Origin of the sequence: Glaciecola sp. 33A (assembly GCF_002836745.1) — a bacterium.
In the GTDB taxonomy this organism is placed as follows: Bacteria; Pseudomonadota; Gammaproteobacteria; order Enterobacterales; family Alteromonadaceae; genus Glaciecola.
This window is the reverse complement of sequence record NZ_PJAR01000043.1, coordinates 94318-106878: the sequence shown is the minus strand read 5'-3', so window position 1 is coordinate 106878 and position 12561 is coordinate 94318. Positions and strand designations below refer to the sequence as shown.

Below are 12561 nucleotides of genomic sequence, written 5' to 3'. Positions count from 1 at the left end.
CCACATACTGAGCTAATTAATCTATTTTAAATACGCTCAACAGTTATCTCGAATTATACTGAGGTGTTGGCGCTAAAAATGCGAGGTAAATACCGTTTCTGCATCTGCAACAGAATTAAGCCCGCTAAGATTAGAGCACTTCCCTGATACACCGCGCCCACCATGTCAGAATGTACTCCGAGTGATAAGTCTAGTTGCCAATTAAAATAGGTAAACAGCGAATCAAGAGTTAATCCGGCAAAAATAGCGCTCGTTGCGATCGCAATGAGATAAAGTATAAGCTCCCGCTTACCTAATTCGTTTTTTATCACCATTAACGTGGCGATATTAGTCGCAGGCCCTGTAAGCATAAACACCAGAGCCGCTCCCGGTGATATCCCTGACAATAACAAACCCACTGCTATAGGAGTTGAAGCAGTAGCGCAAACGTACATCGGAATTGAAACTAGTACGACTACCAACATTGCGAAAACGCCTTGACCATGCTGAGTAAAGAAAGACGGTGGAACGAACGTGGTGACCAGCGCAGCAAAAAAAATCCCAAGCACAAACCAGAGCATAAAGTCTCTCAATAGTTGCCCGAAACCAAACGCAAAAGAAAATATGACTTTTTGTTTAATGGATAAAACATCAGAATCAGAGGGGTGACAACAGCTCGATGATTGTTGCTGTGCAATAAGCTTGGGTGTATTTTTAGCCGTCTCCTTAGTACCAAATAGGTGTACCAACATTCCAGCGCATAGTGCAGAAAAGATGGCCGCAACAGGACGAGCAATAGCCATTACCGGGCCCATTAAGGCGTATGTTATGCCTATAGAGTCAACACCTGTTTCGGGCGTGGCAACTAAAAAGCTGGCCGTGCTGGCTTTACTCGCACCACTACGCCTGATCCCCATTGCGACAGGAATAACAGAACATGAGCACAACGGAAGTGGCGCACCAATGAGCGCTGCATTGACAATAGAGCCCTTGCTTCCTAAGGTTTTCTCTATCCAATTTTTTGGTACAAATTGATGGATAATACCGGCTATCAACATACCCGCTAGTAAGAACGGGGACGCTTCAACGAACAATAAAACAAAATTATTGAGTACCAACATATCAGCTCTCCTGCTCTAAGGACGATATTATTGAACAAAACACAGCACTTTCTTGTCCACCGCAGCAAAAAGCTTCAAGCTCGGTTAGTGTATTTTGCATCTTTTTTAACTTTTCAATCTGCGCAGCTATTTCTAGTATTTTTGTTTGTGTAATTTGTTTTGCCTCCGCGCATACATGCTGGCTTTTGTCATTTTTAATTGCGAGCAATGACGCGGTTTCAGCTAAACTGAATCCACACTCTTTACTGCGTTTGATAAAATCAGCGGTAATGACATCATCTTTAGTGTACACACGGTAATTACTCTCAGTGCGCTGTGAAGGAGTCAGTAAGCCCACTTTTTCATAATATCTGACGGTGTGAGCGCTCATTCCCGCCCGCTTTGCTAGTTCACTAATCTTCATTTTAGCACCCAAATCATCATTCAAGACAGACACTGTACACCTTAGAGTAACATCTAAGGTCAAGAAATTAATGCAGATAATAAAAGATAAAAAAAAGGCGCTAGCCTCGCAAGGTAGCGCCTTTTTTAATTTGCTTTTAATTAAGCTTTGGTCACAACGTCAACTAACATCCAAGTCTTAGACTTAGAAAGAGGACGACATTCAGTAATATTTACTATATCGCCTTCATTACACACGTTAGCTTCGTCGTGGGCGTGTAGCTTAGTTGAGCGCTTGATAAACTTCCCGTAAATTGGGTGCTTAACAGTTCTCTCAACCATAACAGTGATGGTTTTATCCATTTTGTTACTAGTTACACGGCCTTGTACTGTACGAATCTTCTGTTCAGTCATTACGCGTCAGCCTTTTGAGTTAAAATAGTTTTAACACGTGCGATGCTGCGACGTACTGTTCTTAATTGGTCAGTTTTTTCAAGCTGGCCAGTAGAATGTTGCATGCGAAGATTAAATTGTTCACGAAACAAACTAATCAACTCCACGTTCAACTCTTCTACACTTTTCTGTTTAAGTTCAGTAGCTTTCATTACATCACCGTCCGAGTTACAAAGGTTGTTTTAAATGGCAATTTCGACGCAGCCAATGCAAACGCTTCACGAGCTATAGATTCTGGAACACCTTCCATTTCATATAACACACGTCCTGGTTGAATTTGGCATACCCAGTACTCGACGTTACCTTTACCTTTACCTTGACGAACTTCCAAAGGCTTCTGTGTAATTGGCTTGTCAGGGAAAACTCGAATCCAAATTTTACCTTGACGTTTAACGTGACGAGTCATAGCACGACGAGCTGCTTCAATTTGACGTGCGGTCATACGACCGCGCGCGACAGCTTTTAAAGCATAAGTCCCGAAGCTTACTTTGCCTCCGGCAATAGCAAGACCACGGTTACGACCTTTATGCATTTTACGAAATTTCGTACGCTTTGGTTGTAACATGATTAGCCCTCTCGTTTAGCGTTGCGGCCTTTCTTCTTAGGTGCAGGAGCTGGTTGCTCTTGTGTAAGAGGCAAACCGCCTAATACTTCACCTTTAAAGATCCAGACTTTCACGCCAATGATACCGTAAGTCGTTGCTGCTTCAGACGTTGCATAGTCGATGTCAGCACGGAAAGTGTGTAAAGGTACGCGACCTTCACGATACCATTCAGCACGGGCAATTTCTGCACCACCTAAACGGCCACTTACTTGAACTTTGATACCAAGTGCACCCAAACGCATTGCATTTTGTACGGCACGCTTCATAGCGCGACGGAACATAACACGACGTTCAAGCTGGCTTGAAATGCTGTCAGCAACAAGCTGTGCATCTAGCTCGGGTTTACGAACTTCGGCAATGTTGATCTGGGCTGGCACACCGGCTAGCTTAGAAACATGATTGCGAAGCTTCTCTACGTCTTCTCCCTTCTTACCGATAACAACACCCGGACGAGCAGTGTGAATAGTCACACGAATACTCTTCGCTGGGCGTTCAATAACGATTTTCGAAAGTGACGCGCTCTTTAACTGTTTCGTCAAATATTGACGGACCTGATGGTCGTTAAACAAGTTATCTGCATACTCTGCTGTATTAGCGTACCAAGTAGACGTCCATGGCTTGCTGATACCCAGGCGTATACCGGTAGGATGTACTTTCTGTCCCATAATCTACTCCTAGTTATCTGCTACAACCACAGTAATGTGACTGCTACGCTTAAAGATACGATCAGCACGGCCTTTAGCACGTGTTTTGATTCGCTTCATAGTCGGGCCTTCGTCAACAAAAATTTTGAATATCGACAACTCGTCAATATCTGCACCTTCATTGTTTTCAGCGTTGGCGATTGCTGACTCAAGCACTTTCTTGATCAGCGCAGCGCTTTTCTTTGGGCTATACGTTAAAACTTCTAAAGCTTTTTCAACGTGTAATCCGCGGATTTGATCTGCTACCAAGCGTGCCTTTTGAGGTGACGTACGAGCAAAACGGTGTTTAGCTAATGCTTCCATTTTATTCCCCTTATCTCTTGGCTTTCTTATCTGCGACATGGCCGCGAAAAGTACGCGTTGGCGCAAACTCGCCCAACTTATGGCCAACCATTTCGTCACTGACGAAAACAGGTACGTGCTGGCGACCGTTATGAACCGCAATGGTCAACCCAATCATATCTGGGATGATCATAGAGCGACGAGACCAAGTCTTAATTGGTTTCTTTTCGCCCTTTTCCACTGCAGCTTCTACCTTCTTCAGCAAGTGCAGGTCAATAAAAGGACCTTTCTTGAGAGAACGTGGCATGGTGAATCCTCGCTGTTATTTATTACGACGACGTACGATAAGTTTATCAGTACGCTTGTTACTTCGGGTCTTCTTACCTTTGGTAGGTACACCCCAAGGTGACACTGGATGACGACCACCAGATGTACGACCTTCACCACCACCGTGCGGGTGATCAACCGGGTTCATGGCAACACCACGAACTGTTGGTCTAACACCACGCCAGCGAGTAGCACCGGCCTTACCTAGTGAACGAAGCATATGCTCAGCGTTACCTACTTCACCGATAGTTGCACGGCAATCAGATAATACTTTACGCACCTCGCCAGATTTGAGACGTAATGTTATATACGCTCCATCTCTTGCAAGGATTTGTGCATACTGACCAGCAGAACGTGCAATTTGTGCACCTTTGCCTGGCTTCATTTCAATCGCGTGTACTGTTGAACCGACAGGCATGTTGCGCATTGGCATTGCATTACCTGCTTTAATCGGTGCATCAGCACCAGACTGGATAGCATCGCCTGTTTTAGCGCCTTTCGGTGCTAAAATATAACGACGTTCACCGTCTGTGTATAATACCAAAGCGATATTAGACGAACGATTTGGATCATATTCTAAACGCTCAATTTTTGCTGGAATACCGTCTTTATTACGTTTGAAGTCAATTATACGATAGTGTTGTTTGTGACCACCACCAATATGACGAACAGTAATACGACCATTGTTATTACGGCCACCAGATTTGCTTAATTTATCAAGTAAAGGAGCATGTGGAGCACCTTTATGCAAATCAGGATTAATGACCTGAACAACGTGACGACGACCTGCAGAAGTTGGCTTAGCTTTCAATAATGGCATTTCTAATCCCCTTCTTACTCAGTAGCACCGGCAAAGTCAATATCCTGACCTTCTTTAAGCATAACATATGCTTTTTTCCAGTCACTGCGTTTGCCAAAAGATTGCCCATGACGCTTAGTTTTACCTTTGCATACTAGGGTACGAACAGAGTTCACTTCAACTTCAAACAATTTTTCAACTGCAGCTTTGATCTCTGCTTTGCTCGCGTCTTTAAGAACTTTGAAAACAACTGTGTTGCTTGCTTCAGCAGCCATAGTCGCCTTCTCTGAAACATGAGGTGCTAACAGGACTTTTAATAAACGTTCTTCGTTCATGCTAATGCCTCCTCAAGTTGCTTAACGGCTTCAGCTGTAATCAACACTTTATCAAATGCGATTAAGCTTACTGGGTCAATTCCTTGAACGTCACGAACATCAACTTTGTAAAGGTTACGTGAAGCTAAGAACAAGTTCTCATCTACTTCAGGAGTAACAATTAATACATCAGTTAAGCCGTATTCATTCAATTTAGCTAAAAGTTCCTTCGTTTTTGGTGTTTCAACACCAAATTTTTCAACAACAATTAAGCGTTCTTGACGTACCAACTCAGATAAGATGCTTTGGATCGCACCACGGTACATCTTCTTGTTAACTTTTTGTTCAAAGTCACGCGGCTTAGCTGCGAATGCACGACCACCACCAACCCAAATTGGGCTTCGGATAGTACCAGCGCGAGCTCGGCCTGTTCCTTTTTGACGCCATGGTTTCTTACCACCACCACGTACTTCAGCGCGACTTTTTTGCGCTTTAGTACCCTGACGAGCACCTGCACCGAATGCAACAACCACTTGATGTACAAGTGCTTCGTTGAATTCACGTCCAAAGGTAGTGTCGGATACTTCAAGAGCGCCTTTCGCGTCTTTCAATGTTAATTCCATCAGATTACTCCCAGACGTTACGCTTTGCCAGCTGGCAAGACGATAACGTCACTGCCAGTTGCGCCAGGTACGGCACCTTTAATTAATAAAAGGTTGTTTTCAGCATCTACGCGAACTAGTTCTAAAGACTGAGTGGTGATGCGCTTGTTACCAAGCTGACCTGCCATCTTCTTGCCTTTAAATACTTTACCAGGTGATTGGTTCTGACCAATTGACCCTGGAGCACGGTGAGATAGTGAGTTACCGTGTGTCATGCGTTGATGACTAAAATTCCAACGCTTGATTACACCGGCAAAACCTTTACCTTTAGATGTACCTGCTACATCGACTTTCTTCGTGTCATTGAAGATCTCAACAGTGATTTCACTGCCTACTTCAATATCACCACCTTCACTTTCGTTTAGGCGGAATTCCCACAAGCCGCGGCCTGCTTCCACGCCAGCTTTTGCAAAATGTCCTGCAGAAGCTTTATTGACGCGGTTGGCTTTTTTAGTGCCAGCGGTAACTTGTAGTGCACGATAACCGTCAGTTTCCTCAGTACGTAACTGAGTAACACGGTTAGGGGTCGCTTCAATAACAGTTACAGGGATAGATACGCCATCTTCTGTGAAGATACGAGTCATGCCCACTTTACGACCGATAAGACCAATCGACATTGTTATTACCCTCTCTTGTTAGCCCAGGCTGATTTGAACATCAACGCCGGCAGCCAAGTCCAATCTCATCAATGCATCAACTGTTTTATCAGTCGGTTCAATGATATCTACTAAACGTTTGTGTGTGCGGATTTCGTACTGATCTCGTGCGTCTTTATTAACGTGCGGAGAAGTTAGAACCGTGTAGCGCTCTTTGCGTGTTGGTAACGGAATTGGACCCGATACTTGTGCGCCAGTGCGTTTCGCGGTTTCTACAATCTCTGCTGTAGACTGATCGATCAACTTGTGATCAAACGCTTTTAAGCGAATACGAATTCTTTGATTTGGCATCGATAAAGCTCCAATCGAAAGAACAAAATAAATCACCTTTTCACTCCTACTGCCTTCTTAAAAAGCGCGGATGAAAAGATGTGCGTAAACCATTGACCTACAATTGAGGTCCTGTTCATATGTTAGCGTGTTGCTTGCTGTTAGTTTACCCCAAGTAAATTAATACTAGTGTAATCAGTTTGCTTGCTACGTGGCGTGTAACTAAAGAAGCATAAGCTTATAGACCTAGTTACTTAACCCGCTAAACAATGTCTTTTGTAAAGTGCTTTAAAAGCACCCGTGGAGACAGTGGGCGCAAATAATACAGACATTGAGCAGGAAGGCAAGAACTAAATGCGAATAACACAGCAGCACCCCGACTATATCCGCAAATAAAGTAGTAACTAATCGCCACAAAATACCACCGCCTCATTGCCCTCTTCCCATATTGGGTATAGCGTCATCACTTTATTGAACATGCCACTTTGCAAATACCGGTTTAGCCAACGTTTAAGGTTTGGATAAGAGGACTGTACGTACCATTGGCGCTCAACTTTGGCGAATTGACGGATAAATGGGAATATTGCGATGTCAGCTATACTTTCATGTTCACCAAAAATATAGTCATGTTCGGATAAGCGCTGTTCTAAGTCTTGAATATACGCTTCACAGGCTTTTCTGCATGCCTCTACATTGGTTTCATGATAACGCTTTGCCGCTTTATAGCGCTCTATGCAAGGCTTAAATTCAAGGTCATACACAGCAATAAAAGCTAAGAGGTCGGGAAGCTTGCTTGCACTTTGCAGCAGTAAATTCGCGGGATCACTCTTACCTAGAGTCCACAGCATAACGTCGAGGCTTTCGTCTATGACTTGTTTGGGCGACACCACCAAGATAGGCACAGTACCTTTTGCAGAAGCAACAAGCATGGCGGCTGGTTTATTTGTTAATTTAACATCACGTAACTCAACCGCTTGTTTTGACCTAAAAATCGCAAGTCTTGCCCGCATTGCGAAGGGACAGTGTCTAAGAGAATATAAGATCGGTAAAGCCATTCAAATAGTCCCCTACTTAGTTGATTTTTTGCGCATATAGCAAGTTAAAAGCGATATTCTACCCGCTATACACTTTATCGGTATAAAGACGGTAAATATACAGGTAAGATCTTCTTAAAATTAATTCGACATAATAATAGTTATAAGTGATGAAAATGAGTTCAAACATTGAGTTGTTAGCACCGGGTGGCGATATCGAAGCAATTAAAGCGGCAATTATAGCAGGTGCCGATGCGGTCTATTGTGGTTTGGATAGCTTTAATGCACGCAACCGTGCATCAAATATATCATTTGATGAACTCGTGGGTGTTATTCGTTTAGCTCATCAGTATGACTGTGAAATATTTTTGACCTTAAATATTGTGATTTTGGAGCGTGAATTCAAAACGATGGCTAAGTTGCTAAGTAAATTAGCTAACACCACTTTAGATGCTGTAATTGTGCAAGATATTGGCATGTTTTACCTCATTAAAAAATATTTTCCAACGCTTAATATTCACGCTTCAACGCAAATGACCACACACAATATCGGCCAAATTCCTTTTCTTAAAAAATTAGGCGCAACGCGGGTTAATTTATCCAGAGAATTAAACTTGCGTGAAATAACCGAAATGGCAGCGACAGGGTCGCAGCACAATATATTAACTGAGGTGTTTGTTCACGGTTCTCTGTGTGTCGCATTCTCAGGTCTATGTTATTCAAGTTCGGCAAGTGTGGGCAATTCAGGAAATCGTGGACGCTGCAGTCAAGCGTGTCGAGAAGAATATGAAACCACAGCAACTGGCAATAATTTTCCACTGAACATTAAGGATAATTCGGCCTTTTTCGACCTACCCGCATTAATTGATGCAGGTGTTCATTCATTTAAGATTGAGGGACGAATCAAAGGCGCGAGTTATGTGCATACCGTAGTGGATAGTTTCCGTAAACAAATCGATGGTTATTTGCAGACCGGCAAGTTAACTCAAGATGGTGAACGACTGTATAAAGTTTTTAATCGGGATTTGACCAATGCTTTTTTACGCGGCGACTTAAATCAATCGATGTTTATTGAAAACCCTCGAGATAACTCAATCAATCACATAATTGCTGCTAAAAATGCGATTTCGGTCGTACAAATTTATGATGCAAAACAAGAACTGCAACATGAAAAAGAGGAAATTAATGCAACCGTTTTTGACAAAATAAAACATTTGAGCGTCGACAAAGCATCGTTGAGTTTGCGTTTTAGTGGCGAAGTTGGAAGCCCATTAAGGATAATAGCGACGATTGAAGAAGATGGGTTATTACCTGGTTCACCAAGTAATAAAAGAACCATAACAGTGCTGTCAAACCAACCCTTGATTAATAGCAAAGAGCCTAACATCGACATGGTCACGCTGGATAAGCGCTTCAAAAGTTTTAACAACGCGCGTTACACGCTAACGACAATTGATGCAGGCGCTGTTAAGCCAAACCTGAGTTTAGTATTTAGTTCACTTACGGCACTTAAAAACGAATTAGCCCTTATATTAAATGACAGCAAAGCAGTGCTGCCAGAAGTGACGCTGCCAAGACTTGAGAAAAACCCAAAAGCAGACATGGATGCGTCGCCTAAATTGTCTTTATTAATTTGTGACAAAAGCGACGTGCATTTAGCCGGTAGTACCGACGCTGACATTTACTTTAAATTACCTGACGCTTATAAACGCGGCTGCACCGAGTATGTTGATTTTTTGCAAAGAAATCCGCGTTTAATTCCATGGTTTCCACCGGTCTTGATTGGCAAAGACTACGATGTTGCCCTTACTATTTTAGAGCAAGTAAAACCTAAGCTCATTGTGACTAATAATACCGGTATTGCATACCGCGCTTTCGAACTCGGTATCGAGTGGATTGCAGGTCCATTTTTAAATACGACAAACTCATATGCATTATTAGCGATGCAAGAAACCTTTAATTGCAGTGGTGCGTTCATTTCTAATGAGATTAACAGACAACAAATTCAAACCATCGCACGTCCTAAAAACTTTAAAATGATGTACAGCATTTACCATCCCATTTTATTGATGACGAGCCGTCAATGTTTCTTCCAACAAAGTGTTGGCTGTGAAAAGCCGCGTATTGATAATGGCTGCATGCTGTCTTGTGACAAATCGACTAGCATAACCAACCTTAAAGGCGACTCATTCGCCATCGATAAACAAAAAGCAGGTTATCCGAGTATCTATAATCAAGATCAGTTTATGAATATGGAAATTATTAACGATTTAGCGTACCTGTTTGATGGTTTTATGATTGATTTAACCAATATAGGCGCCGGTGACAAAATGTCTCCCGATAAGGAGCAACTGATTGCTCAGTTCGAACAGCTACTTAACGGCAATACAACAGTAGAAGCGAACTTAAACACGCTAGTGCCACAATCAACCAATGTGCAATATCACAACGGCTTATAGGGCTCCGTCATTTAGCATCATGTATGCCGGAATGCCGCCGCCTGACTAACATAAGGAAACTGTCCGACTAGTCGTCTACAATTCATACATTAATTTAATTATAGTAAGAGTTAATTGCTCAAAAGTGCAGCTAATTTGCTGCAAATTAAGAAAAAATCACGATTTTTTGCAACGTTGCCGATAGCTTAGCTATACGTATGTATTCAAATTTAGTCTGGGTCTACAAGCGGTATCACTCTATGATAATCGCATATCGAGGAAAAAAGATTTTATATGATTGAAAGTACGGCGCATCAACCAGCCATAGATAACCTGCAAGCTCAGTTGGATGCGCATCCAACACTGATGGCTGCTTACGCACAAGTTGAGCCTATCATATTACAGATTTTTGGCGCGCAACGGATGAGCTTGTTTCAACGCAGACGGCAACATCAAGATCTGGTAGCCCGATTTAAAACCGGAAAAGAAACCAAACAAATTAAAGTACCGATAAGCCCACTCTCCATTGCCGGTTATGTCGCATTAGCGCAACGCCCGCTAGTGATAGACGATCCTTATAACGCTGAGCAGCTAGCTTCAGTGCATCCAAGGCTTAGGTTTGCAGGACAATTCGACAAGTCAGGTACTTTCAAAACCCGTAATATACTGTGTGTCCCCGTTATTAATGCCGATGTATTGATGGGTGTCATGCAAATTATTAACAAAAATGATTCACCATTCAACGATAAAGACGTAGAAATTGCGGTTAAGGTTGCACAAATACTCGGTGATAAATTCCGATATGAATTAGGTGGCACTAAACATCAATTCGAATATTTAATTCATAGAGGACTCACGTCGCAAAAAATTATCGACGAACTATCAGAAAACCAAGCCACTACTAAACAAGTTATTCAACGCCTTATATCAGAACAGCGCATCGCTGAAGATGAGATTGGCAACGCCATATCGGTGCATTATCAAGTCCCCTTTATCGGGTATATGCCTGATAAGTATCATTTGTATCAGAGCGATAGCAGACTCAATCTATCTTATTTGAAGCGCAATCACGTAGCCGTTGTATCGGATATTAATGACAGTCCTATTGTGTTGATGGCTGAGCCTAATAACGCCACGCTCTTAATGGAAATAGAAAGCGCGTTAGGCATTGATAGTTATGAAATTGCGGTTGGCCTTCCAACTCATATTTTGCAGTACCTAGGCGCCAATATAGGCGGGTCTGGACCCGGTGAACTAGACGAAATTCTGGATGAAATTGGTACAAGCGGTGAAGAAATTGAAGATCTGGGAGATGATCTTGCTGATGACGCCCCCGCCGTTGTTCGATTGGTTAGTCGTGTATTACATGATGCCAAAAGATTAAACGCGTCTGATATTCATGTTGATCCTGAGAAGGGTGCACCTACTCGCGTAAGAATGCGTGTTGATGGTGTCATACGTGACATCAATCAAGTACCTGGTTCCCACCATAATGCGGTAGTTGCGCGGATAAAAATCATGGCGAGCATGAATATCGCAGAAAAGCGCGTGCCACAAGATGGTAAGTTAACCTTTAAGATGTCTGGTCAGCCTGTCGAGGTACGTGTTGCCACAATCCCCACCATTGCTGGTGAAGGTGTTGTTATGCGTATATTGGCGACAGGGGGTGCAATGCCTATTGGCAAGATGAATTTGTCGCCGCGCAATATGGACATGTTAGAACTCATGATTAAAAATCCACACGGCATTCTTCTCGTTGTGGGACCCACAGGCTCTGGAAAAACCACCACGTTACACGCTGTGTTGGGCTATCTGAATACACCTGATAAGAAGATTTGGACTGCTGAAGATCCGGTGGAAATTACTCAGCCGGGACTACAGCAAGTGCAAGTAGCGCCCAAAATTGGCTTTACCTTTGCTAATGCGTTGAGAGCATTCTTGCGTGCCGACCCAGACATAATACTGATAGGTGAGATGCGTGATAAAGAGACTGCGCATGCTGGTATTGAAGCGTCGTTAACGGGTCACTTAGTATTATCAACTCTGCATACTAACTCCGCACCTGAAACTATTACGCGTTTACTCGATTTAGGTTTGGATCCCGTTAACTTTGCCGACGCTTGTGTGGGTATATTAGCGCAGCGTTTAATTAGAACCATATGTCCTGACTGTAAAGAAACGTACAACGCCAGTGTTGATGACAAAGCATTTATTCGACGCCAATATGGTGAAAGCTATTTGGATGAATTAAAAATAGATTTTGATGCTGACATCGAGCTCACTCGTGGAGCAGGTTGCGATACTTGTGGCGGCACAGGTTATAAAGGCAGAACGGGGGTTCACGAATTACTCGGCATGTCGAACGAATTAAGAGGGATGGTTTACAAAGAAGCGTCAGTTCCGGAAATGAAAGCACAAGCAGCAACGGATGGCATGAGAACGCTAATCCAAGATGCCATTCTTAAACTATTGAAAGGCGATACTGATATTGCCCAAGTGCAAATATTAGGTGGCGGTGTTCATTAATGTAAACCTTT

Annotated in this window: 16 protein-coding genes; 2 read left to right on the top strand and 14 right to left on the bottom strand. The window is 42.9% G+C overall.

Annotation, left to right across the window (positions count from 1 at the left end; all coding sequences use genetic code 11):
- Positions 1-53: 53 nt before the first annotated feature.
- From CXF81_RS14840 to CXF81_RS14775, 14 genes are all read right to left on the bottom strand, one after another.
- Complete coding sequence (locus CXF81_RS14840; protein WP_101182122.1) at positions 54-1100, bottom strand: SO_0444 family Cu/Zn efflux transporter; 1047 nt, start codon at positions 1098-1100, stop codon at positions 54-56.
- A 1-nt stretch (position 1101) separates the two neighbouring features.
- Positions 1102-1536: a Zn(2+)-responsive transcriptional regulator gene (zntR, locus tag CXF81_RS14835; protein WP_232771948.1), complete on the bottom strand. Its 435-nt coding sequence runs from the start codon at positions 1534-1536 to the stop codon at positions 1102-1104.
- Positions 1537-1643: 107 nt separating this feature from the next.
- A complete protein-coding gene (gene rpsQ / locus CXF81_RS14830) occupies positions 1644-1895 on the bottom strand; it encodes a 30S ribosomal protein S17 (protein WP_026843314.1) in 252 nt (83 codons plus the stop codon).
- Positions 1895-2086, bottom strand: a complete 192-nt coding sequence (rpmC, locus tag CXF81_RS14825; RefSeq protein WP_006012771.1) for a 50S ribosomal protein L29 — start codon at positions 2084-2086, stop codon at positions 1895-1897. Before rpmC ends, rpsQ begins: the two co-directional genes overlap by 1 nt.
- Positions 2086-2499, bottom strand: a complete 414-nt coding sequence (gene rplP / locus CXF81_RS14820; RefSeq protein ID WP_026843313.1) for a 50S ribosomal protein L16 — start codon at positions 2497-2499, stop codon at positions 2086-2088. The genes rpmC and rplP overlap by 1 nt, the downstream gene beginning before the upstream one ends.
- Before the next feature lie 2 nt (positions 2500-2501).
- Positions 2502-3203: a 30S ribosomal protein S3 gene (gene rpsC, locus CXF81_RS14815; protein WP_006012777.1), complete on the bottom strand. Its 702-nt coding sequence runs from the start codon at positions 3201-3203 to the stop codon at positions 2502-2504.
- 9 nt (positions 3204-3212) lie between these two features.
- Positions 3213-3545 (bottom strand): 50S ribosomal protein L22, encoded by a 333-nt coding sequence (gene rplV / locus CXF81_RS14810; RefSeq protein ID WP_006012779.1) that lies wholly within the window; start codon positions 3543-3545, stop codon positions 3213-3215.
- Between the two features lie 10 nt (positions 3546-3555).
- Positions 3556-3831 (bottom strand): 30S ribosomal protein S19, encoded by a 276-nt coding sequence (rpsS, locus tag CXF81_RS14805; RefSeq protein WP_006012780.1) that lies wholly within the window; start codon positions 3829-3831, stop codon positions 3556-3558.
- Between the two features lie 15 nt (positions 3832-3846).
- A complete protein-coding gene (gene rplB, locus CXF81_RS14800; RefSeq protein WP_006012782.1) occupies positions 3847-4671 on the bottom strand; it encodes a 50S ribosomal protein L2 in 825 nt (274 codons plus the stop codon).
- Between the two features lie 14 nt (positions 4672-4685).
- Complete coding sequence (gene rplW / locus CXF81_RS14795; RefSeq protein ID WP_006012785.1) at positions 4686-4985, bottom strand: 50S ribosomal protein L23; 300 nt, start codon at positions 4983-4985, stop codon at positions 4686-4688.
- Entirely contained in the window at positions 4982-5587 is a 606-nt protein-coding gene (rplD, locus tag CXF81_RS14790) for a 50S ribosomal protein L4 (protein ID WP_101182121.1), read from the bottom strand. Before rplD ends, rplW begins: the two co-directional genes overlap by 4 nt.
- 17 nt (positions 5588-5604) lie before the next feature.
- Entirely contained in the window at positions 5605-6243 is a 639-nt protein-coding gene (gene rplC / locus CXF81_RS14785; protein WP_006012790.1) for a 50S ribosomal protein L3, read from the bottom strand.
- 18 nt (positions 6244-6261) lie between these two features.
- Complete coding sequence (gene rpsJ, locus CXF81_RS14780; RefSeq protein WP_006012796.1) at positions 6262-6573, bottom strand: 30S ribosomal protein S10; 312 nt, start codon at positions 6571-6573, stop codon at positions 6262-6264.
- 383 nt (positions 6574-6956) lie between these two features.
- A complete protein-coding gene (locus tag CXF81_RS14775) occupies positions 6957-7607 on the bottom strand; it encodes a glutathione S-transferase (protein WP_101182120.1) in 651 nt (216 codons plus the stop codon).
- A 155-nt stretch (positions 7608-7762) separates the two neighbouring features.
- Here CXF81_RS14775 and CXF81_RS14770 point away from each other — a divergent pair, with 155 nt between their 5' ends.
- Both CXF81_RS14770 and CXF81_RS14765 read left to right on the top strand, forming a co-directional pair.
- The gene (locus CXF81_RS14770) at positions 7763-10045 is read left to right on the top strand and encodes a peptidase U32 family protein (protein ID WP_101182119.1); all 2283 of its coding nucleotides are present in this window, start codon (positions 7763-7765) and stop codon (positions 10043-10045) included.
- Between the two features lie 273 nt (positions 10046-10318).
- The gene (locus CXF81_RS14765; RefSeq protein ID WP_101182118.1) at positions 10319-12550 is read left to right on the top strand and encodes a GspE/PulE family protein; all 2232 of its coding nucleotides are present in this window, start codon (positions 10319-10321) and stop codon (positions 12548-12550) included.
- Positions 12551-12561: the final 11 nt, after the last annotated feature.